This window comes from Actinosynnema sp. NPDC050436, assembly GCF_040655415.1.
In the GTDB taxonomy this organism is placed as follows: Bacteria; Actinomycetota; Actinomycetes; order Mycobacteriales; family Pseudonocardiaceae; genus Actinosynnema.
Window position 1 is genome coordinate 109,768 of the sequence record NZ_JBFAJV010000015.1, and the last position, 22,137, is coordinate 131,904.

A 22,137-nucleotide genomic window follows, 5' to 3' on the forward strand; every position below is an offset into this window, starting at 1 on the left:
GTGAGCCGGCCGGCCGAGGCGAGGGGCGTGCGCGATGGGCTTCCTGCGGTCATCCCTGGTCATCCCGTTGACCGCTGCGGTGGTCGCGGCGGGCGTGGGAGGCTGGTCGTTTGCCGCCGCCGCACCAGGGGAGGCCGCCGTGGGCGGGACGCTGTTCGCCACCTCGTTCGAGGACGGGCAACCCCGGCCGACGTGGACCAGCGCCGTCGAGGTCGACCCGAGCGGGAAGCCCCGGGCGCACGGCGTCGACGGCTCGGACTCGACCGGCCTGCCCGGCGACGTCACCGACCTGGTCGCGGACGTCGCCGCCAACGCGGAGAACACCGCTGCGGGCGAGGTGAAGGAGAACCTGGTCGACGGCAGCCCGGGATCCAAGTGGCTGACCTTCACGCCGACGGGCTGGGTGCGGTTCACCTTCGCCGAGCCGGTCGCCGTCCGCCGGTACGCGCTGACCTCGGCCGACGACGCCCCCGAGCGCGACCCGAGGGACTGGGTGCTGCGCGGCTCAACGGACGGCACCGCGTGGACCACCCTCGACACGCGCTCCGGCGAGGTGTTCGAGTCGCGGCACCGGACCAAGCTCTACGAAACCGCGAACACCACGGCGTTCCGGTACTACCAGGTCGACATCTCCGCGAACGCGGGTGGCGTGGACCTCCTGCAACTGGCCGAGGTGCAGTTCTCCGACGGCTCCTCGACCCCGCCCGCGCGCACCATGCGCACGACGGCGGGCAAGGGGGCCACCGGCGGGTACAACGCGAAGGCGGGCGCGGGGTTCACCGGCCTCAAAGCGCTGCGGTACCGGGGAACGCACGTCGCCACCGGGCGCGGCTACTCGTACAACAAGGTGTTCGAGGTCGACATCCCGGTGACCGCCACGACCGAGCTGTCCTACCTGGTGTTCCCCTCATTCGTCACCGACGACCTGAGCTACCCGAGCACGTTCGTCGCGGTCGACCTCGCGTTCGCCGACGGCACGTACCTCAGCGACCTGGGAGCCGTCGACCAGCACGGGTTCGAGCTGTCGCCGCGCGGCCAGGGCGCGGCGAAGTCGCTGTACACCAACCAGTGGAACCGGGTCGCGTCGGTGATCGGCGCGGTGGCCGCCGGCAAGGTCGTCAAGCGGGTGCTGGTGGCCTACGACAACCCGTCCGGGCCCGCGTCGTTCAACGGCTGGATCGACGACATCGCGGTGAAGGCCGCGCCCGAGGCGGTCGAGCGCGTGCGGCCGACCGACCGCGTGCTGACCACCCGGGGCACCAACTCCAGCGGCAGCTTCTCGCGGGGCAACACCTTCCCGGCCACCGCCGTGCCGCACGGGTTCACCTTCTGGTCGCCGATGACCAACGCCGGATCCACCAGTTGGCTCTACGAGTACGCGAAGGCCAACAACCGGGACAACGTGCCGACCCTCCAGGCGTTCACCGCGAGCCACGAGCCCAGCCCGTGGATGGGGGACCGGCAGACGTTCCAGGTCATGCCGACGACCGGCACGCCCACGGCCGACCGCGCCCGGCGCGCGCTGCCCTTCCGCCACGAGAACGAGATCGCGCGGGCCCACTACTACGGCGTGCAGTTCGAGAACGGGATGCGCGCGGAGATCGCGCCCACCGACCACGCCGCCGTGTTCCGCTTCACCTTCACCGACGACACGTCGAACCTGGTGTTCGACAACGTCAACAACAGCGGCGGCCTGGTGCTGGACCCGGCGACCGGCGTGGTCAGCGGGTTCTCCGACGTCAAGAGCGGCCTGTCGGCCGGCGCGACCCGGATGTTCGTCTACGGCGTGGTGGACCGGCCGGTAATGGCGGGCGGCAGGCTGACCGGCGCGGGCCGTGACGCCGTCGCGGGCTACCTCCGGTTCGACACGTCCGCCGACAAGGTGGTCACCCTGCGGATCGCCACCTCGCTGCTGGGCGTCGACCAGGCGCGGCGCAACCTCGAACTCGAAGTGTCCACTTCGGACACCTTCGACACGGTCCGGGACCGCGCGCAGCGGGCGTGGGACGACGTCCTGCGGGTCGTCGAGGTCGAAGGCGCGACCGAGGACCAGCTCACCACCGTCTACTCCAACCTCTACCGCCTCTACCTGTACCCGAACTCCGGCTACGAGAACACCGGCACGGCGGACGCACCGGACTACCGGTACGCCTCGCCCGTGCAGCCGGCAGGGCCGTCCACGCCGACCCGGACCGGAGCGAAGGTCGTGCCCGGCAAGATCTTCGTGAACAACGGGTTCTGGGACACCTACCGCACCACCTGGCCCGCGTACAGCTTCTTCACCCCCACGAAGGCCGGGGAGCTGGCGGACGGGTTCGTCCAGCAGTACCGGGACGGCGGTTGGATCTCCCGCTGGTCCTCGCCCGGCTACGCCAACCTGATGACCGGCACCAGCTCGGACGTGGCCTTCGCGGACGCGTTCGTCAAGGGCGTGGCGAACTTCGACGCGAAGGCGGCCTTCGACGCGGCGGTGAAGAACGCGACCGTCGCGCCACCGAGCGCCGGCGTCGGCCGCAAGGGCCTGGAGACCTCGGTGTTCACCGGCTACACGTCGACCGCGACCGACGAGGGCATGTCGTGGGCGATCGAGGGGTACGTGAACGACCACGGCATCGCCACGATGGCCAAGGCGCTGCACGAGCGGACCGGTGACCCGGAGTACCTTGAGCAGCACGAGTACTTCGCCGGCCGGGCGCAGAACTACGTGCACGTGCTCGACGCGAGCACGGGGTTCTTCCAGGGCCGCAAGCCGGACGGGACCTGGCGCGTGCCGACCGCCGACTACGACCCGCGCGTCTGGGGCTACGACTACACCGAGACCGACGGCTGGAACATGGCGTTCTCCGTGCCGCACGACGGCCAGGGCCTGGCCAACCTGCACGGCGGCCGGGAGGCGCTCGCCGGGAAGCTCGACGCCTTCTTCGCGCTGCCCGAGACCGCGAAGTTCCCCGGCTCGTACGGCGGCGTCATCCACGAGATGACCGAGGCGCGGGACGTGCGGATGGGGCAGCTCGGGCACAGCAACCAGGTCTCGCACCACATCGCCTACATGTACGACTACGCCGGGCAGCCGTGGAAGGCGCAGGAGAAGGTCCGCGAGATCCTGTCCCGCCTCTACGTGGGCAGCGAGATCGGCCAGGGCTACCCCGGCGACGAGGACAACGGCGAGCAGTCGGCGTGGTACCTGTTCAGCGCCCTCGGGTTCTACCCGTTGCAGATGGGTGACGCGCGGTACGCCATCGGCTCACCGCTGTTCACCAAGGCCACGGTGAACCTGGAGAACGGCCGCAAGCTGGTCGTCAACGCCCCCGGGAACAGTGCGCGCAACGTCTACGTGCAATCGCTGAAGGTCAACGGGAAGGTGTGGGACAAGGCGTACCTGCCGCACGCCGAGATCGCGCACGGCGGGACGCTCGACTTCGAGATGGGCCCCGGGCCGTCGAGGTGGGCCACTGGGGCGGACGCCGTGCCACCGTCACCCACCACCGGCACCGAGCCGCCCCGGCCGGTGCGCGACGTCACGTCGTCGTCGGTGGTGACCGGGTCATCGGCGGCGGGACCGCTGGTGGACGACACGTCCCGGACGTCGGCGAGCGTGTCGTGGCTCCGGGTCGACCGCCCGGACGTGAAGGAGAAGGCCGCGTTCTACACGCTGACGTCGGGCAAGGGCACGGGCGACCCGTCCTCGTGGGTGCTCAAGGGCTCGTACGACGGATCGTCGTGGTCCACAGTGGACGAACGGCACGACGTGACCTTCCCGCACCGGCAGCAGACCCGGGCGTTCAAGATCGCCGAGCCGGGCCACTACCGGCACTACCGCCTGGAGTTCCCGGCGGTGGTGACGCTCGCCGAGGTCGAACTGCTGGCCGCACCGCCCGCGACGTGCACGACGACCATCACCGACGAGCACCGGGGACCGTTGCGGGTGCGCGGGACCACCTGCGTGGACGGCGGCACGGTCGCCGGTCCCGTCGTGGTGGAGGCGGGCGCGTCCCTGCACGTCTACGGAGGCACCCTCCAGGGCCCGCTGTCGGCCACCGGAGCGGCGGCCGTCGTGGTGGTGGACAGCGCGGTCGGCGGCCTCGTCACGATCACCGGCACGACCGGCGAAGTCGCCCTGGAGCACACCACCGTGGACGGCCCGGTGACCCTGGCGGCCAACAGGGGCGGCACGACCGTCGCCGCGAACACCGTGCGCGGGCCGCTGTCCTGCGTGACCAGCGACCCGCCACCGGTGGACAACGGGTGGGCGAACGACGTGCACGGGCCGAAGGTCGGCCAGTGCGCGGAGTTCTAGGGCTTGCGGCCGGTCAGCCCCAGCAGCCGGTCCAGCAGCGGGGCGTCGGCCGGTACCGGCACCTCGGGGCCGAACAGCCCCATGTCCCGGGCGATCGGCGCGCTGCCGACCAGGTCCGCGTGCACGAACGAGAGCACCTCGTCGTCCCAGGTCGGGGTGCGGCCCACGGCGGTGGCCAGGTCCCACCCGTGCACCACGACCTCGCCCACGGTCATCCCGCCGATCACCGCCGCCGGCATCTCGTCGGGCGAGCCCAGCCGCGTCGTCCCCTGCCACGCCCCGGGCGCACCCCACGCCGCCGCCGTGCGCTCCAACTGGGCCCGCAGCCGGGGCTGCCAGTCGGTCAGGTCGACGTCGGCCTCCCCGCCCTCCGGCGTGACGACCTCCTTGCGCGCGGCGGCTTCCAGGGACGGGCCCCAGAACAGCAGGTGCCCGACGAGCCGGCGGACGTCGTACTCGGCGCACGGCGTCGGCGCGTCGAGCCGGTCGGGCGTGATGTCGTCGATGATCTCCAGGAGGGGTGCCGCAGCGCGTGCCACCAGCCGTTCGGTGTTCATGCGCGGCACGCTACGAGCCGGGCCCCGGCGGTGTATTGAACAAACGCGACATACCCTGGTCGACGTGCGGGACGAGCGTGAGCTGGACTGGCGCCGGCACCAGCGGCACGAGTTCCCGCTGCCCTCGCCGGACCTCGCGCCGTTCGTCGCGCGGTACTGGGTCGTGCACTGGTCCTACGACCGGCCGTACCGGCAGCTGATCGTGCCCTACCCGAACGTGCACCTGACCTTCCGGGGCGGGCGGGCCCTGGTGACCGGCGTGTCCAGCGGGCACGTCTTCCAGGAGCTCGACGGCGAGGGGCACGTGTTCGGCGTGGCGTTCCGGCCCGGCCGCTTCCGCGCGTTCCTCGGCGCACCCGTGCGCACGATCACGGACCGGACCGTGCCTTCGGTGTTCCCGGACGTCCCGGAACCGGGCGTGCCCGCCGTGGAGGAGATGCTGCGGGCGTGCCTGCCCGACCCCGACCCGGCGGCCGAGCTGGCGTCGGAGCTGGTCGACCGGATCGTCGCCCGGCCCGGCATCACCAGGGTGTCCCAACTGGCCGAGGAGACCGGGCGCAGCCCCCGGCAGTTGCAGCGGCTGTTCGCCGAGCACGTCGGCATCGGGCCCAAGTGGGTGATCCGGCGCTACCGGCTGCACGAGGTGACCCAGCGGATGGCCGCCGGCGCGCGGGTCGACTGGGCCGCGCTCGCCGCCGACCTCGGGTACGCCGACCAGGCGCACTTCGTCCGCGACTTCACCGCGATGTTCGGCGAGACCCCGACCGGCCACGCCGCCCGGTATCACCAGGAGATCTCGCGGCAGCGCTCGGCGGACGCGCCCGGCTCGACCTGAAGCGTGGCGTGCTCGATGTGGTACTGCTCGGCGAGCAGCGTCTGCGCCGCTTCGAGCACCCGCGCCGGGTCGGCGTCCGCGCACGTGGTGAGGTGCGCCGACGCGACCTCCATGCCCGAGGTGAGCGTCCAGACGTGCAGGTCGTGCGCCTCCTCGACGCCCGGCAGCCGGCTCAGCTCGGCCTGCATCGCCTCGACGTCCAGGCGCTCCGGGGCGTGCTGGAAGAGGATGCGCAGCGCGCCCGCCGCGAGCTTCCAGGTGCGGGGGAGCACGAACAGGCCGATGGCGACACCCATCACCGGGTCGGCGTAGCGCCAGCCGAACAGCAGCGTCACCGCGCCGCTGACCAGCACGCCGACCGAGCCGATGAGGTCGGCCAGCACCTCCAGGTACGCGCCGCGCACGTTGATGCTGTCCTTCGCGCCCTCGCGGAGCATGAAGAACGAGACGACGTTGGCGACCAGCCCGGCCGCCGCCGCCAGCACCACCGGCAGGCCCGGCACCTCCGGCGGGTCCCCGAAGCGGCCGACGGCCTCCACCACGACGTACCCGGCCACGCCGAACAGCAGCACCGCGTTCGCCAGGGCCGCCAGCACCTCGGCCCGGTAGAGCCCGAACGTGCGACTTCCCTTGAAGGACGCGCGGCGAGCCAGGACGATGGCGGTGAGGGCCATCCCGATGCCCAGGACGTCGGTGAGCATGTGAGCGGCGTCGGAGATGAGCGCGAGCGATCGCGTCGTGAAGCCCACGACGAACTCGACGACCATGAAGGCCGCCCCGATGGCGAAGGCGACCCACAGGCGACCGAGGTGCTTCGCGCTCCCCGATGACACTCCGTGGCCGTGTCCGTGACCCATGGTTGAAACATATAGTCACATGCGCATGGGTGCAACCGGTAGATCAGGTGGGTTTGACCGCCCGTCCCAGCAGGCGTGCCACCCTGGGTGAGATGCGGCCCGCGACGTGCGCGAACTTCGCCTCGGGCGTCACCGGGACCACCGCGAGGTTGCGTTCCACGGCGTGGACCACCTGCTCGGCGACCTTGTCGGGCCCGAAGTTCCGCAGCCGGTAGGCCCGCGCGGCCCGCCGCTGCCGGGCCGCCTGCTCCTCGGGGTCCGCGCCCGCGAACCGGGTGGACCCCGCGATGCCGGTGTCGACCACGCCGGGGCAGATCGCGCTGACCCCGATCCCGTGCGGCTCCAGCTCGGCCACCAGGCACTGCGCCAGCATCAGCACGGCGGCCTTGGTCGCCGAGTACGCGGGCAGCGCCGGGGTGGGGAAGTACCCGGCCGCCGAGGACGTGACCACGAGGTGGCCGCCCTGCGCGCGCTCGACCAGGTACGGGGTGAAGGCGCGCAGCGTGTGCACGACGCCCCAGAGGTTGACGTCCACGACCTTCCGCCAGTCCTCCTCGGAGGTGTCCAGGAACGCGCCCGCCAGCCCGACGCCCGCGTTCGCCACCACCACGTCCGGCACCCCGTGCCGCTCGACCACCGTCCGCGCGACGTTCCTCGTCGCGGTGCTGTCGGCGACGTCCAGCTCGTAGGCGTGCCCGCCCGCCTCCTCGGCGGTGCGCCGGGCAGCCGCGAGGTCGACGTCCAAGGCGACGACCAGCGCACCCCCGCGCGCGAACCGCAACGCCGTCGCCCGCCCGATCCCGCCACCCGCCCCCGTGACGACGACCACCCGCCGCCGTTCCCGCCCGTCGATGAAGTCCTCGACCACCCGGGCCACCTGGCCCGGGTGGGTGCGGGGCGCCCAGTGCCCGGTGAACAGCGTGGTGCGCTTCAGGTCCGCCACCCACGGTTCGGCGGCCTCCAGGTGCCGGCGCGACACGTACGGGTCGTGCGCCAGCGCGATCTGGTGCACCGGCACGGAGACCTTCCGGGGCACGGCGCCACGTCCGATGTTGGCGCGGTACAGCTCCAGCCCGTTGACCAGCTCCCGCCGCCCGGCCCCCATCCGCCGCCGCACACCGGGGACGCGCCACAGCAGCTCGGGCACGCGGGGGAGCAGGAACCCGCCGATGTACCAGGACTTGCGGACGAGGTTCAGCACGGCCAGGGGGCGCCACCGGTGCCGGGCCACCCAGTCCCGGACGTGCCCCAGGTCCGGCCCGGAGAGCGAGGTGAAGGACAGGAACGCGGAGGGCTCCGCCGCGACGGCGGACCACCCGATCACCGACCCCCAGTCGTGCCCGACGAGGTGGACCGGCTGCCCGATCTCGCGGACGACGACCACCAACTCCCGCACGACCCGCTCGATGAGGAACCCGCTCCGATCCGCCGGCCGCTCCGACCCGCCGGCTCCCGGCAGGTCCACCCGAACCACCCGGAACCGCCGCCCCAACCGCGCGGCAACGCCGTGCCACACCCGCAGCGTGTCGGGGAACCCGTGCACGAGGACGACGACCGGTCCTTCTTCGACCCCCTCCTCGACCACGCGAATCCGCAGGTCAACCCCCTGAACCAACCGTTCCCGAGCAGCTCCCACCCCTCGGAGGGTAGGGGGTGTGAAGCCATCCCGACAGCCCTGCTAAGCTTCTGCCCGTAGCTGCGGCCCCCGTAGCTCAGGGGATAGAGCACCGCCCTCCGGAGGCGGGTGCGCAGGTTCGAATCCTGCCGGGGGCACCCCAGGTAGAAGGCCCGTGACCAGCAGACATGGTCACGGGCCTTCTGCGTTTGTCCGGCTGTGTCCGGCCAAAACCGGCCGTTTACGGGTGTCTGTGCCGATGGTGTGCCGACGAGATTCCCTCGAACTTGATCAAGAGGGCAATCAGGGCCCATTGGCAGTGACCTCAGTCACGTCACTGAAGCGATCACGAATGGGACACTGCTGATGAATGCTGAGTCGGTGTTCATCCACCGACACGCACCAGGTCGTCCAGTGTGAAGTTCACTGGACGACCTGGACGTCGGGCAGAACTTCAGTATGGATCTCCGCCTGGAGGCAGCCGGTCCTGCCGGTGCCCGTGTCACATGGATTCGAGATGTCTGCAGCACTTACTTGGTCATCTCATCCCTGAACGGCAGGCGCGGGGCAAGAGTCGGTTCTACCGGGTGAGTCCAGGGTTGGGAAGGCTGATGTCCGTCCTCCAGGAGTTCACCGTTCCGGTGTCGTCGTCCGATTGACCCTCGTCGAGGGTTTCACGCAGGTTCTTGCACTTGGTGTCGCTGAACAGGTACAACGTCCCTTCCTTCAACGCATTCTGCGCCGATCGTGCCGTCTCGGTCAGAGTGGTGCACTCGCTGTCGGCCTCTTCGGAGGTCTTGGTGCCGTTGAACTTCGTTTTGGTCCAGAAGCAGACATGGTTCTTTGCGCAGTTGGGCTTCGGTGCCACCTGAACGTCGACAGCGTGGCCGCTTGCAACGGTGGCCTGGGCGCTGGCGAAGGAAGTGCCGAGTGCAGCCATGGTGACGAATGCCACGGTCAACCCTTTGAACTTCACCTTTGTCTCCTCGCTCATTCGATCAAAAACCTACAAGCGTGATAATTCCACGCCCAGTGGCGACCGTACGTGAAGAATCTGGCAGACGTCCAGGCAAAGATCGGCGGTGACTTCGATGGGAACATAAGAGAACCCGTACGGGGAGCAGTGCTTCTGTCGCGGCAAGCACGAAGTGATAGGCTCTGTACACTTCCGAATGAGTTTGGTCCGCGCCCTTGACCTGCGGTGATGAATTGCCGACGTCGGCGGACGTAGGCGTGAACAGTCATGGCAAGATCGAGTCATCACACGTTGCCGATCAGTGTCGAATGCTCATCTCCAGGAGTTGGATCAACCCACATCGGCAGGTGCGGTGAGTGTCCCTGGTCCACTGCCGAGGCTCGGGCACTGAAGGAGCGAGTCGGTAGAACTGTGCATGACCGGCGCGCGGCTCACCGCTGAGAGGGGTGCGTGGACGCAGGAAGGGAGTCACTCTGTGTCGCTCGAATCGCCTTGAAGCCCCTTCTCGACCAGCGCACGGATAGCGTCGTTGGAGCCGCTGAGCACGTGGGCGTAGATCCGGAACAGCACCTCCAGACCGTGTCCGGCCCTCTCGGCGACCTGCTTCGGCGGCACGCCGAAGCTGAGCCACGGCGAGATGCCTGCGTGGCGCAGGTCGTAGGGCGAGGCGGCCAGGTCGGTTGCCGCCGGCTCGGGCGGCAGCGCTCTCTCCCTCGCCTTGTGCCAGGCGCGCAGGATCGTCGGCTTGGGCAGCTCGTCGTTGCGCTCGCTGCGGAACAGCCTGCCGTCCGGGGCGGTGCCGTAGGCCCGCATGTGGCGGTGCAGCAGGGCCGTCAGCTCGGGCGGGCTGGGGTTGGGCGGGTCGTGCCCCGGTCGCGCTGCTTGAGCTGACGCTCGTCCCGGTTCTTCCTGGATTCCGTCCGCCCGCCCGGTCGCCCGCGCCGGACCGAGGTCACTGACTTCGACCTGGTCCGACGGCGGGACGGGGGGCTCAGGGCAGTTGGTCCAGGAACCAGGTGGCGAGTTCCTCGGTGACCAGGGTGTGCGTGTCGCTCTGCGAGGACAGCTTCACGGCGTGGAAGGGCGTCTCCTCCAGCTCCTCCTCGCCGATCGGGGTGTAGAGGTTGTCGTGGGTGTCCGGCTCCCGCAGCGCGACGGCGCTCACGGCCGGGACGAAGCAGTGGCCGCGAACGGGGTTGTCGACCCCGGATCCCAGCAGCTTCAGCTTGTTCAGCCGGTCGGCGAGGATGCCGAAGCCGTCGAGGGTGCCGCCGGGTGCCCCGTCGATGTCGGGCAGTCCGTTCGTGTGGACCTCGCGGGTCGGGGTGGTGAGGACCCTCAGGTTTGCGACGACCTGGTCCTCGCCTTCGGACTGGGTGCGCAGCACCGTGCCGGCGACGGTGGCTCCCCGGCCGGTGAGGGCGTCGACCCCGGGGTGGATGCCGTTGCCCGCTCCGGTCTCCGGGCCGTTGGCGAGGGCGATCAGCCGGGTTTCCCTCGCCTGGGGCCAGTTGCCGACCTCCTCCAACGCGATGGGGATGCAGGCGCCGTTGTGGGGGCTGTCGTAGGAGAAGTAGAGCTGCGCTTGGTGCTCGATGCCGTCGGTCTCCAGCTTGGCGAGGGCGTAGCGGGTGACCAGGCCCCCATGCTGAAGCCGCCGACGGTCAGCGGGTGGTCGCCGACGCGGCGGTCGATCGCCTCGATGACGGCGGCCATCGCCGCTTCGGCGTTCTGCAGGATCGACGCGCTGCGCTCGTGGTAGCCGATCAGGACGAGGTCGCGGCCCCGGCGGCGGAACTCGCTCAGCAGCGGGAACGGGCCGTGCTCCAGGAGTTCCCAGGTGAGGGCGAGGTCGCTGGGGCCGGCGCTGAAGCCGTCCGCGATCAGGACCGGGCGGGTGAGTTGGCCGTTGCCCTCGCCGTAGTAGACCCAGGCGGTGCCGTAGGGGAGGTCCTAGACGTCGTCGGGTGCGGGCGGGGTGCGGTTGGTCGTGCGTGGGCCGGGGGCCAGGATGATCGGGGGACCGGACTCGATGGCTTCGACGGCCTGCTCTTCAGTGGTGCTCACGACATACCTCCGGGAGGTGGAGGACGAGGCCCCCACGCGGATGTTCCGATGCATCCAGGTCGTGACGTCGTGGATGGGCGCACGGCTGTCCCATGCATACGCAGCTCACCCGTCGCGCCCCTTGCATCACCGGTTCGAGGGCGTTTTGCCGGTCCTCCGCGCGCTACAGGTCGGTTCACCTGGGTCCGGAGACCGACGTGGACGGTGCCGGGCCTGGTGTGCGGGTGGTCTCGTCCACCCCAGATGACACTCGAACGGGTTCATCAGGTTGCGCGGCGGTGTCTCTGGTTACTCCCCGACCATGGACCACAGCGAGACCCCGGTGCTCGATGCGTTGCAGCAGTTCCGCGAGCGCGGTTACGTGCCGTTCAACCCGCCCGGTCACCGGCAGGGCCGGGGGGTCGACCCCAGGGTGCTGGACGTCGTCGGCGCGGACGTCTTCGCGGCGGACGTGATCACGCCCAACGGCCTGGACGACCGGCGCACCACCGGTCGGGTGCTGGAGCGGGCGCAGGAGCTGATGGCCGACGCGGTGAACGCCGACCACGCGTTCTTCTCGACCTGCGGCAGCTCGCTGTCGGTGAAGAGCGCCATGCTGGCCGTGGCCGGTCCGCACGAGAAGCTGATCGTGCCCCGCCACGCGCACAAGTCGGTGATCTCGGCGCTGATCCTCAGCGGCGTCTCGCCGGTGTGGATCTCGCCGCACTGGGACGCCGAGCGGCACCTCGCCCACCCGCCCGGCCCCGACCAGGTGCGGGAGCTGTTCCGGGCCGAGCCGGAGGCCCGGGGGATGCTGCTGGTCACCCCCACCGACTACGGCACGTGCGGTGACATCCGGGCAGTGGCGGCGGTGTGCCACGAGTTCGGCAAACCGCTCATCGTGGACGAGGCGTGGGGTGCCCACCTGCCGTTTCACCCCGACCTGCCGCCGTGGGCCATGGACGCCGACGCCGACCTGTGCGTGACCAGCGTCCACAAGTCCGGATCCGCCGTGGAGCAGAGTTCGGTGTTCCACCTCCAGGGCGACCGGGTCGACCCGAACGTGCTCAAGGCGCGCGAGGACCTCCTCGGCACGACCAGCGCGACGTCACTGGTGTACGCCACCCTGGACGGTTGGCGGCGGCAGATGGTCCAGCACGGCAAGGCGCTGCTGACCACCGCGCTGGACCTCGCGCACAGCACCCGCGCGACCATCGACGAACTGCCCGGCCTGCGGGTGATGGGCGAGGCGGAGTTCACCGGCCCGTCGCTCGCCGACTCGTTCGACCCGCTCAAGATCGTGGTGGACGTGTCCGGGTTGGACATCAGCGGCTACCAGGCCACCGACTGGTTGCGCGAGCACCGGCAGGTCACCGTGGGCCTGTCCGACCACCGCCGGCTCGTTGCCCACTTCACGCACGCCGACGACCGGCACAGCGCGACCGCGCTGGTGGACGCGCTGCGCGCCCTGACCCGCGAGGCCGGGTCGCTGCCGACGCCGAAGCCGGTGGACCTCCCGTCGCCGCAGGAACTGCAACTCGAAACCGCGATGCTGCCGCGTGACGCGTTCTTCGCCACGGTGGAGCAGGTGGACGCGCACCGGGCGGTCGGCCGGGTCGCCGCCGAGATGATCACGCCGTACCCGCCGGGCGCACCGGCCGTGCTGCCCGGCGAGGTCATCACCCGCGAGGTGCTCGACTACGTCCGCAGCGGGCTGGCAGCCGGCATGGTGCTGCCCGACCCCGCCGACGCGGAGCTGGAGTCGATCCGCGTGGTCGCCCGGTGACGCACCCCTCCGGCCCGGAGCGGCACGGGTCAGGGGTGCTGCGGGGTCGAGGGTGCTGCGGATCAGGGGTGCCGGCTGCGGTCCAACGGGCCCCAGCCGGCGCTGCCCTGCTCCTCGACGATCCGCTCCGCCTCCCGCAGCACCTCGTCCGCGACCCAGGCGACGGGCCGGTCGCACGCCACCAGCGGCTCGTTGTCGGGGCCGCGCCCCAGCTCGTGGCCGCTCAGCACCCACGGCCGCACGCCGGGCCGCCGGTGGTCGCCCAGGTGCCGGTAGTCGTAGAGCCGGCGGGCCAGCCACAGCTCCACCGGCCGGTCGTCCCACCACGGCTCGATCCGCAGGGGGTTGGCCGACAGCCCCGGCAGGCGAACCCCGGTCAGCTCGTCCCGGCTCCGCGCGCTCGCGCCCAGGTCCACCCCCGGACCCCTCGACCAGCGGACGTACAGCTCGTCCTGCGGCGCGCTCTCCAGCAGCTCCGCCAGTTCCGCCAGGCCACCGATGGTGGGCAGCTCCTCCGGTGATTCCTCGGTCATAGGGGGTGTGTTCCCGCACGAAGCCCCCTGACACCGGCAGGACCGCGAATCCCCGCACCGGTCGGGTGACGGGGTCGGCAGCCGTCCGCCGGCCTCCGGTTTCAGCTCGTTCAGGAGGGCTACCACTGCGTCATGGGACTGTTCGACGCGTTCCGCGCGCTGGCCCGCGCGCGAGGTGCCCGCGCCTTCCACCCGTGCGGCGTCTGGTTCGAGGGGACGGTCACGGGGCTGCCGGAGGGCGGATTCCCCCTGCTCGCGGACGCGACGCCGGTCACCGGCAGGATGTCCAAGGGTGTCGGGACGGCGGGAGCCCTGCCGGACGTCCTGGGGCTGGCGGTCCGGGTACCGCGCGGGGAGGGGTTCGACGGCCCGTGGGACCTCGCCCTGTCCAGCTCCGGCGGGAACAGGGTGACCCGGGCGCTGCCGCTGCCGGCGCGTCACTGGGCGGCCCCCCGCTACGGCAGCATCATGCCGTACTGGTGGCGCGGCCGACTCCGCTGGCTGAGCGCGGTCGCGGAGCCCGACGCCCCGGTGGTCGCCGGGTCCCTGCGCGACTTGGTGGACCTGCTGCGCACCCGACCGCTCGCCTTCACGCTGAGCGCGAGTTCGGCGGGAACCGGCTGGCGCGACATAGCGCGCCTGTCGGTGCACCGGGCGATCGCCCCACCCGAAGGGATCTCGTTCGACCCGGTGCTCAACACCCCGCCGGGCTTGGACGTCGCACCGGCCTTCCTGAGCCGCCTCCGCGAGAGTGCCTACGAAGGCAGCCGACGCGGGCGGAACGCCAACCGCTGAGAACGACCAGCGTCGACACCGCGATGCGGGTGGGTGTTGCCGTACCGCGCCGGATGTCCTAGACCTGGGTGGGGTCCGGCTGTCGGCCGGCGCTGCCGGAACGGTCGGGGGGCTGGCGTGGGGGAGCGGCGGGTTCTGGTCGTGTTGTGCCTTTCGCAGGTGGTCGGGTGGGGGGTGCTGTTCTACGCCCTGCCGGTGCTCGCGCCGGACGTCTCGGCGGAGACCGGGTGGTCGCAGGCCGGGGTGATCGGGGCTTTCTCGGTGGCGCAGCTCGCCATGGCGGTGGTCGGGGTCGTCGTCGGGCGGGTGTTGGACCGGGCCGGGCCTCGGGTGGTGATGACCTGGGGGTCGGCGCTGGCGGTCCTGTCGTTGTTGGGGGTGGCTTCCGCCACCTCGCTGTGGTGGTTCTTCCTGGCCTGGACCTCCGTCGGGGTGGCCATGGCCGCAGTGCTCTACCAACCCGCTTTCGCGGCGTTGACGCGGTGGTACGGGGAGCGGCGGGTTTTCGCTCTCACGGTCTTGACGTTGGCGGGCGGGTTGGCCAGTACGGTGTTCGCGCCGTTGACGGCCGCGCTGGTCGGGCAGGTCGGGTGGCGGCGGACCTACCTCGTCCTGGCGGTCGTGCTGGGGGTGGTGACCATTCCGGCGCACTTCCTCGGGTTGCGGCTGCCGTGGACCCCGCACGGTGGGCACGATGTGAGGCACCCCACCTCCGTGGCGCGGAGCCGGGCGTTCGTGGTGCTGGTGGTCGCCATGACGTTGGGTGCGTTCGCCGTGTACGCGGTGGTGATCGCCATCGTGCCGCTGTTCGCCGAGCGCGGGTTGTCGACGTCCGTCGCAGCGTGGGCGATCGGGCTCGCGGGGATCGGACAGGTGCTGGCGCGCTTGGGGTTCGGGCGGTTGGTGGACCGCACTTCCGCGCGGGGGCGGACCGTCGGCATCCTGGTCGGTGCCGCGACCACTACCGTCCTCTTAGGACTGGTCCCGGGGCCGGCGGTCGCGTTGGTCGTGATCGCCGTCCTGTCGGGGGCGGTCCGTGGGGTGTTCACGTTGTTGCAGGCGACGGCGGTCAGCGACCGCTGGGGGACGCGGCACTACGGGCGGTTGAGCGGTCTGCTCCAGGCGCCGCTCACCGTCGCCACGGCTGTCGCGCCGTGGGTGGCGACGGCGGTGGCCGATCGGGTCGGCGGGTACCCGGTGGTGTTCGCCCTGCTCGGGGCGGCGGGCGCGGTGGCGGCCGTCCTCGCGGTGTGGTCGGTCCCCGCGACCGGGGAACCGGCGCGGGTCACGGGCGGGGTGGGGCGTCCAGGTAGGTGACCACCAGGCAGCCGGTGATGGCGGTCAGCGAGACCACCGACCAGCGGCCGAGCAGGGGCACGATCGGCACCGTGCCCAGCAGGGCCAGGCCGAGCAGCACCTTGTTCCGGCGGCGCTGGGCCACCGCGCTGGGGCGGCGCGATCGCGGCGCGTGGTCCCGCGCGGGCGGTCGGGGCCTGGCCGGGGGACGTCCCGACGTCGGCAGGCGGTGCAGCAGCAGGCCGTGCCGGACGGGTGCGCGCCCGCAGTCGCCCCGTTGCGGTGCCAGGAGATCCGGCACCGGGTGTTCTTCCACCTCTACGCTCAACAGCTCTTCCTTCAAGCAGGGCTCGAAACGGCGTTGTCGAGCATGGCGGACCGCCGACCCCGAATCGCTCCCCCGGCGCTCCGCTGCGCCAAGCGGCCCTGGGCGAGCGCTGAGCGGTGTAGGCCAATCGGTCGAGCTGATCGCGTGCGCGGAAGTGCCCGGCCGAACTCCCGTGCCACCCGGAGAACCGGGCTCGCGTCCCGGTGCCGCCCGGCACCGGGACGCGAGCCCGGTCTCAGGAGGCGTTGAGCAAGTGGTCCACCTCACGATCCCGCGTGGCCGGGTCGTTGAAGTAGCCGGTGTGGCCGACGCCCGACCACACCAGGTGCTCCGCGCCCCGGATCTGGCGGACCAGGCCGTCGCCCCACACCCTCGGCGTGGCCGGGTCGTGCTCGCCGCTCACCACGAGGACGTTGCGCGCACCGCGAACCTCCAGCCGGGACCACGGGTTCGCCGCGCGGATCGGCCGGCCCGCGCACCCCGCCTGGAGGTCCCACGCCTCGATGTACCCCCGGGTGACCGGGGCCAGCCGTCGCGCTTCCCGTTGGCGTGCCGAGAAATCCTCGAACGTCCTGACGTCGCTGGGGAAGTCGTGGCACCCGATCACGCGGTAGGCGGCGTCCGATCCCACGCGCGTGAACAGTGACGCGTCGGCGTCCGGAACCATCACGTCCCGCAGGATCTCCGAGAGCCTGGGCCACGATTCCGTCAGGTACAACGCCGAGTAGACGCCGTAACCGAGCTGTTCCGCCGTGATGCCACCGGGGACGCCCTCCGCCGGGACGCCGTGCCGGTCCGCTCGGGCGAGCAGGGCCTGGTACTCGGCCGTGACGTCCCGGCCGTTCAGCGCGCACGACGTGGTCCCGCTGCACCACCGCGCGAACTCGTGGAACACGTCCTCGGTGGAGCGTGCCTCGTCGGTCGCCATCCGGCGTGCGCCGATCGTGTGGTCGATCGCCCCGTCCAGGACGGCGGAACGCACCCGTGACGGGAACAGTTGCGCGTAGGTCGCACCGAGCAGGGTGCCGTACGACATCCCCAGCCAGCTCACCTTGTCCGCGCGCAGCGCCACGCGGACCACGTCGAAGTCCTTGGCGGCGCTGATGGTGTCCACGTGGTCGACCAGCGGCCCGGTCGCCCGGCGGCACGACTCCGCCACCTCGCGGTTGTAGGCCAGCAGCGCGCGGAACTGCTCCGGGGTCTGCGGGTGGTGGGAGATCTTCGCGTCGTACGGCGGTGTCGGGGCAGGTGAGCGCCGGACGGCTCTCGCCGACGCCCCTGGGGTCGACGCCGACGATGTCGAAGCGGTCGCGGAGGTTCGCCGGGAACACCTCGGTCGGCTCGTCGCGCACGAGCGGCACGGCGGGGCCGCCCGGACCGCCCGGGTTGACGAACAGGACGCCGATCCGCCGCGCGGGGTCGGCGGCGGACAACCGGGCAACGGCCAACGAGATCCGGTCGCCGCCGGGCCTGGCCCAGTCCAGCGGCACCGGGACGGTGGCGCACTCGGCGCCGTGGTCGCCGCACGGCTGCCAGGCCGGTGCGGGTGCCGCCCCGGCGGACGCGGGTACCGCCACCGCGGCGGCCAGGCCCAGCGCGGCGGCTGCGGCCAGTGCTCTTCTCATGTCGTCCCCTCGTGTCGGTGGGGGCGATCATGGCCGGGCCGGGAGTGGGCGGGCGTCGGTCGGCGGGATGACGCCCGCTCATCCCGCCGACCGAGATCCGCATCCCCCGGTCGAGTGGGGGCGGTCTCGCGGGCACTGTCACACAAAGTGGCAAAGAATTGCCGGGAGATATTTTCCGTAGCTATGGGTAGGTTGGGCGGGAACACTAGGTACCGGCCCTCGATCGTCTTCCCTAGGTAGCGGTCCACCTGCGGGTTCACCGTTTATTGCGAGTATTGGACACCACGTCGTGGATCGTCGCTGAAACTGATCGTACGGTTTGTCTGAAGTCGGCGCTGTGGCGCATCGGCTTCGATCACCCTGCGAAGTGAGGATTTCGGCAACCCATGAGAAAAACAACGTTGAAGGCGGTCGCCTGCACGATCGCCGCCTCGGGAATGGTCGCGTACTTCGCGACACCGGCCGCGTCCGCCCCGGCCGCGCAGCCCCCGGTCGCCATCGTCAACGCCGACTCGGCGGACGCCGTGCCCGGCCGCTACATCGTCGTGTTCAAGGACCAGGGGCAGGGCGCGCAGTCGGTGGGCGCGGCGGCCTCGGCCATGGCCCGCCAGTACGGCGGCGCGATCCGGCACACCTACGGCTCCGTGCTCGACGGCTACTCCGCCGCCATGTCCGCCGGCGAAGCGGCGCGCGTCGCCCGCGACCCCAAGGTGAGCTACGTCCAGCAGGTCACCCGCATGGTCGTCGCCGACACCCAGAACAACCCGCCGAACTGGGGCGACGACCGCGTCGACCAGCGGGACCTGCCGCTGAACAACGCCTACACCTACCCGGGCAACCCCGGGCAGGGCGCCCGGGTCTACGTGATGGACTCCGGCATCAACGCCAACCACACGGATTTCGCCGGGCGCATCGCCGCGGGCTTTGACGCGGTCGACAACGACACCTCCCCGCAGGACTGCCACGGGCACGGCACGCACGTCGCCGGCACCGCGGCGGGCACGACCTACGGCGTGGCGAAGAAGGCGACCATCGTGGCGGTGCGCGTCCTGGACTGCTCCGGCAGCGCCACCGACGACGACCTGATCGCCGGCATGAACTGGGTGAAGAACAACGCCGTCAAGCCCGCCGTCGTCAACTACAGCATCGGCTGCCGCCAGCGGTGCACCAACCAGACCATCGACAACGCCGTGAAGGCGGTGATCGACAGCGGCGTGCAGTGGGTGCAGGCGGCCGGCAACTCGACCGACGACGCCTGCTACTACAGCCCGCAGCGGCTCGGCGCCGCGATCACGGTCGGCAACAGCACCAAGACCGACGCCCGTCGCAGCGACAGCAACTGGGGCTCGTGCCTGGACATCTGGGCCCCGGGCGACAACATCGTCTCCGCCTCGTACAGCAGCAACACCGGCAGTGCCACGATGTCCGGCACGTCGATGGCCTCCCCGCACGTCGCGGGCGCGGCGGCGGTGTACCTGGCGCAGAACACCGGGGCCACGCCGGCGCAGGTGCGCGCCGCGCTGGTCGACAACGGCACGACCGGCAAGCTGACCGACATCCGCACCGGCTCGCCGAACGTGCTGCTGTACACCGGTTTCCTCAACGGCAACCCGCAGCCCGGTGACGTCGCGGTCGCCAACCCCGGCAACCGGACCGCCACCGTGGGGCAGGCGTTCAGCCTCGACAACAGCGCCACGGGCGGCACCTCGCCGTACACCTGGAGCGCCACGGGGCTCCCGGCCGGCCTGTCGGTCGACTCGGCCACCGGCCGCATCTCCGGCACGCCCAGCGCCGCCGGCACCGCGAACGTGACGGTGACCGCGACCGACAAGGCGGGCAAGAAGGGGTCGGCGAGCTTCACCATCACCGTGTCCACGAGCGGTGGCGGCTGCGCGCCGGTCACCAACGGCACCGACTACGCGATCCGCGACCTCCAGACCGCGCAGAGCTCCGTCACCGTGTCCGGCTGCTCGGGCACCGCGTCGGCCACCTCCACCGTCGCGGTGACCATCGCGCACACCTACGTCGGTGACCTGGTCGTGTCCCTGGTCGCGCCGGACGGCAGCGTCTACGTGCTGCACAACCGGGCCGGCGGCAGCGCCGACAACATCAACCGCACCTACACCGTCAACCTGTCCGGCGAGGCGCGCAACGGCACGTGGCGCCTGCGCGTGCAGGACGTCGAGGTCAACGACACCGGGAAGATCGACTCCTGGACGCTGACCGTCTGATGCCCGCAGCGCCCGGCGAAGTCCCCCTTCGCCGGGCGCTCCCGGGCGTTCGTGGAGGTCAGGCGGCGACCGGCTCGGGGGCGGGTTCGCGGTTGCGCATCACGAACAGCGCCACGGTCGCGGCGGCCAGCACGCCGACCGCGCCGACCACGAACGCGGTGGACATCGCGTCGGAGAAGGCGGTGCGGGCGGAGTCGATGAGGCCGGGCGTGCCGGAGGACAGCGCCTCGCCGATCGACCTGCGTGCCGCGTCCGGTGCCGTGGCGGGCATGGCGCTGGTGTAGTTCGCCGCTACCAGGCTGCCCAGGACGGCCACGCCGAGCGCCGCGCCCATCTGCTGGATGGTGTCGTTGAGCGCCGAGCCCACGCCCGCCTGCTCCGGCGGCACCGCGCCCATCAGCGCCGCGATGGCGGCCGGCATCGCCAGGCCGCCGCCCGCGCCGAGCAGGGCGAGGGCGGTGACCAGCACCGGCACGCCGGCGGTCGTGCCCAGGTCGGACAGCAGCAGGAAGCCCCCGGCCATGGCGACCATGCCGACGACGGTCAGCGTCCGGTTGCCCACGCGGGAGCCCAGCGCCGCGCCCAGCGAGTTGAACACCAGCGACGCGACGGCCATCGGGAGGAACGCCAGCCCGGCTTCGGTGGGGGTGTAGCCCAGCACGAACTGGAGGTACTGGGTCAGCACCAGCAGCAGCCCGCCGTTGCCGATCTGGACCAGGGTGAGCGACAGGCTGCCGCCGCTGAAGTCGCGGTCGCGGAACAGGCCCAGCGGCACCATGGGGGAGTCGGTGCGCAGCTCCCACCACACGAAGCCGCCCAGGGACACGACGGCCACCGCGAGCGCGCCGAGCGCGTTCGGGTGCAGGAGGCCGTGCTGGGGCAGCTCGATGATCATCCACACCAGCGAGGTCATGCCGATCGCGGACAGGACCGCGCCGAGCGGGTCCGGCTTCTGCCACGGGCCGCGCGACTCGGGCATCAGCACCAGGGCGGCGACGACGGCGACCGCGGCGACCGGGACGTTGATCAGGAACACGGCGGTCCACGAGAACGAGGCGATCAGCGCGCCGCCGAGCACCGGGCCGCCGACCATGCCGAGCACCGCCACCGCGCTCCACGCGGCCATCGCCTTGCGGCGCTCGTGCTCGTCGAAGACGGTGATCAGGATGGACAGCGTGCTGGGCATGACCAGCGCGCCGCCGACGCCCATCACCACGCGGGCGGCGACCAGTTCGCCGGGGCTGCTCACGAAGGTGGCGAACAGCGACGCCGCCCCGAACAGGACCAGGCCGACCACCATCACCTTCCGCCTGCCGAACCGGTCGGCGAGGCTGCCCGAGGTGAGCAGCAGGCCCGCGAACACCAGCATGTAGCTGTCCAGCACCCACTGGACGTCCTGGGCGCTCGCCCCGAGGTCCGAGGTCAGCGGCGGGACCGCGACCGTGAGCACCATGTTGTCGACGACCAGCACCATCGTGCTCAGGCACAGCACGACCAGGATGAGCCACCGGCGCGGGTGGCGGTGGTCGGTCATGATCTTCCCCCAAGGGTTGCGTACGTTGTTCCGGCTATGCGAACAACGTACGCATGACGGAACGCTGTACGCAAGTGCGTATGGCGTCCGCTAGGGTGGGCGCATGGCGACCGACGACCTCCCCTCGGTGTGGACCAGGCAGCGCCGGTCCCGCGACCAGCCCTCGCTCAACCGGTCGCAGATCGTCGCGGAGGCGGTCGCGCTGCTGGACGCGGAAGGCGTCGACGCGCTGACCATGCGCCGCCTCGGCACCCGCCTGGACGCCGCCGCCACCTCCCTCTACCGGCACGTCGCCAACCGCGACGAGCTGGTCGAACTGGTCGTCGACGAGGTGTACGGGGAGATCCGGGTCGAGGAGGTGGGCGAGGACTGGCGGGCGTCGGTCACCGACTGCGCCCGCAGCGTGCGCGAGATGATCCTGCGCCACCCGTGGGTCGCGTCGGTGATCGGCCAGGTCGGGCTGTCCTACCTGGGCCCCAACGTGATGCGGCTCAACGAGGGCATGGTGGCGATGCTGCGCGACTCGGGCTTCCCGGTCGAGGAGGCGGGCCCGGCGATCAGCACCGTGCTCTCCTACGTGATCGGCGTCGGCGTCAGCGAGGCCGCCTGGCTGACCATGCTGGCCCGCAGCGGCCAGAGCGAGCAGGAGTGGCAGCGCAGGCTGGGCCCGGCGGTCGTCCGCGCTGTCGAGGACTACCCGAACCTGCGGGAGCAGTACGTGGTCGGTGACGACGTCGACCCGGCCGAGCTGCGCGAGCAGAACTTCGCCTACGGCCTCGACCGCGTGTTGGACGGCCTCGAACCGCGCCGTCGCGCCTGAGGGACG

General features: G+C 71.4%; 18 protein-coding genes and 1 tRNA gene. 9 read left to right on the forward strand and 10 right to left on the reverse strand.

What is annotated here, in order from left to right:
- Nucleotides 1-34: 34 nt before the first annotated feature.
- On the forward strand, nucleotides 35-4,297 hold the full coding sequence (locus AB0I60_RS30010) for a GH92 family glycosyl hydrolase (RefSeq protein WP_360735562.1): 4,263 nt from the start codon (nucleotides 35-37) through the stop codon (nucleotides 4,295-4,297).
- On the opposite strand, the gene AB0I60_RS30015 is transcribed toward AB0I60_RS30010, so the two are convergent.
- Nucleotides 4,294-4,854, reverse strand: a complete 561-nt coding sequence (locus tag AB0I60_RS30015) for a TIGR03086 family metal-binding protein (protein ID WP_360735564.1) — start codon at nucleotides 4,852-4,854, stop codon at nucleotides 4,294-4,296. The two genes, AB0I60_RS30010 and AB0I60_RS30015, sit on opposite strands and share 4 nt — an antisense overlap.
- A gap of 64 nt (nucleotides 4,855-4,918) precedes the next feature.
- Between AB0I60_RS30015 and AB0I60_RS30020 the strand changes: the two genes are divergently transcribed.
- On the forward strand, nucleotides 4,919-5,689 hold the full coding sequence (locus tag AB0I60_RS30020; RefSeq protein WP_360735566.1) for a helix-turn-helix domain-containing protein: 771 nt from the start codon (nucleotides 4,919-4,921) through the stop codon (nucleotides 5,687-5,689).
- On the opposite strand, the gene AB0I60_RS30025 is transcribed toward AB0I60_RS30020, so the two are convergent.
- Together AB0I60_RS30025 and AB0I60_RS30030 are read right to left on the reverse strand one after the other, a co-directional pair.
- Nucleotides 5,638-6,546, reverse strand: coding sequence for a cation diffusion facilitator family transporter (locus AB0I60_RS30025; RefSeq protein WP_360735568.1), 909 nt, complete (start codon nucleotides 6,544-6,546; stop codon nucleotides 5,638-5,640). The two genes, AB0I60_RS30020 and AB0I60_RS30025, sit on opposite strands and share 52 nt — an antisense overlap.
- Nucleotides 6,547-6,589: 43 nt before the next feature.
- Complete coding sequence (locus AB0I60_RS30030) at nucleotides 6,590-8,182, reverse strand: SDR family NAD(P)-dependent oxidoreductase (RefSeq protein WP_360735570.1); 1,593 nt, start codon at nucleotides 8,180-8,182, stop codon at nucleotides 6,590-6,592.
- Between the two features lie 65 nt (nucleotides 8,183-8,247).
- Here AB0I60_RS30030 and AB0I60_RS30035 point away from each other — a divergent pair.
- Nucleotides 8,248-8,319 (forward strand) — tRNA-Arg (locus AB0I60_RS30035).
- 422 nt (nucleotides 8,320-8,741) lie between these two features.
- Here AB0I60_RS30035 and AB0I60_RS30040 read toward each other — a convergent pair.
- From AB0I60_RS30040 to AB0I60_RS30050, 3 genes are all read right to left on the reverse strand, one after another.
- The gene (locus AB0I60_RS30040; RefSeq protein ID WP_360735573.1) at nucleotides 8,742-9,137 is read right to left on the reverse strand and encodes a peptidase inhibitor family I36 protein; all 396 of its coding nucleotides are present in this window, start codon (nucleotides 9,135-9,137) and stop codon (nucleotides 8,742-8,744) included.
- A 468-nt stretch (nucleotides 9,138-9,605) separates the two neighbouring features.
- Entirely contained in the window at nucleotides 9,606-9,950 is a 345-nt protein-coding gene (locus AB0I60_RS30045) for a hypothetical protein (RefSeq protein WP_360735575.1), read from the reverse strand.
- A gap of 178 nt (nucleotides 9,951-10,128) precedes the next feature.
- Nucleotides 10,129-10,665: a hypothetical protein gene (locus tag AB0I60_RS30050; protein WP_360735577.1), complete on the reverse strand. Its 537-nt coding sequence runs from the start codon at nucleotides 10,663-10,665 to the stop codon at nucleotides 10,129-10,131.
- A gap of 60 nt (nucleotides 10,666-10,725) precedes the next feature.
- Between AB0I60_RS30050 and AB0I60_RS30055 the strand changes: the two genes are divergently transcribed.
- On the forward strand, nucleotides 10,726-10,899 hold the full coding sequence (locus AB0I60_RS30055; protein ID WP_360735579.1) for a hypothetical protein: 174 nt from the start codon (nucleotides 10,726-10,728) through the stop codon (nucleotides 10,897-10,899).
- Nucleotides 10,900-11,505: 606 nt separating this feature from the next.
- Nucleotides 11,506-12,969 carry an ornithine decarboxylase gene (locus AB0I60_RS30060; RefSeq protein ID WP_360735581.1) on the forward strand — a complete coding sequence of 488 codons (1,464 nt, stop codon included), beginning with the start codon at nucleotides 11,506-11,508 and terminating at the stop codon, nucleotides 12,967-12,969.
- A 62-nt stretch (nucleotides 12,970-13,031) separates the two neighbouring features.
- On the opposite strand, the gene AB0I60_RS30065 is transcribed toward AB0I60_RS30060, so the two are convergent.
- Nucleotides 13,032-13,502 carry a DUF6098 family protein gene (locus AB0I60_RS30065; RefSeq protein WP_360735583.1) on the reverse strand — a complete coding sequence of 157 codons (471 nt, stop codon included), beginning with the start codon at nucleotides 13,500-13,502 and terminating at the stop codon, nucleotides 13,032-13,034.
- 132 nt (nucleotides 13,503-13,634) lie between these two features.
- Between AB0I60_RS30065 and AB0I60_RS30070 the strand changes: the two genes are divergently transcribed.
- The gene (locus tag AB0I60_RS30070) at nucleotides 13,635-14,297 is read left to right on the forward strand and encodes a hypothetical protein (protein ID WP_360735585.1); all 663 of its coding nucleotides are present in this window, start codon (nucleotides 13,635-13,637) and stop codon (nucleotides 14,295-14,297) included.
- A 159-nt stretch (nucleotides 14,298-14,456) separates the two neighbouring features.
- Complete coding sequence (locus tag AB0I60_RS30075; RefSeq protein WP_360735587.1) at nucleotides 14,457-15,614, forward strand: MFS transporter; 1,158 nt, start codon at nucleotides 14,457-14,459, stop codon at nucleotides 15,612-15,614.
- Here AB0I60_RS30075 and AB0I60_RS30080 read toward each other — a convergent pair.
- Both AB0I60_RS30080 and AB0I60_RS30085 read right to left on the reverse strand, forming a co-directional pair.
- A complete protein-coding gene (locus tag AB0I60_RS30080; RefSeq protein WP_360735589.1) occupies nucleotides 15,583-15,921 on the reverse strand; it encodes a hypothetical protein in 339 nt (112 codons plus the stop codon). The two genes, AB0I60_RS30075 and AB0I60_RS30080, sit on opposite strands and share 32 nt — an antisense overlap.
- 235 nt (nucleotides 15,922-16,156) lie before the next feature.
- Complete coding sequence (locus tag AB0I60_RS30085; RefSeq protein ID WP_360735591.1) at nucleotides 16,157-17,080, reverse strand: alpha/beta fold hydrolase; 924 nt, start codon at nucleotides 17,078-17,080, stop codon at nucleotides 16,157-16,159.
- Nucleotides 17,081-17,932: 852 nt separating this feature from the next.
- On the opposite strand from AB0I60_RS30085, the gene AB0I60_RS30090 reads away from it, so the two are divergent.
- Nucleotides 17,933-19,777 carry a S8 family serine peptidase gene (locus tag AB0I60_RS30090; RefSeq protein WP_360735593.1) on the forward strand — a complete coding sequence of 615 codons (1,845 nt, stop codon included), beginning with the start codon at nucleotides 17,933-17,935 and terminating at the stop codon, nucleotides 19,775-19,777.
- A 58-nt stretch (nucleotides 19,778-19,835) separates the two neighbouring features.
- Here AB0I60_RS30090 and AB0I60_RS30095 read toward each other — a convergent pair whose 3' ends face one another.
- The gene (locus tag AB0I60_RS30095) at nucleotides 19,836-21,311 is read right to left on the reverse strand and encodes an MFS transporter (RefSeq protein ID WP_360735596.1); all 1,476 of its coding nucleotides are present in this window, start codon (nucleotides 21,309-21,311) and stop codon (nucleotides 19,836-19,838) included.
- Between the two features lie 103 nt (nucleotides 21,312-21,414).
- Between AB0I60_RS30095 and AB0I60_RS30100 the strand changes: the two genes are divergently transcribed.
- On the forward strand, nucleotides 21,415-22,131 hold the full coding sequence (locus AB0I60_RS30100; protein WP_360735598.1) for a TetR/AcrR family transcriptional regulator: 717 nt from the start codon (nucleotides 21,415-21,417) through the stop codon (nucleotides 22,129-22,131).
- Nucleotides 22,132-22,137 lie beyond the last annotated feature (6 nt).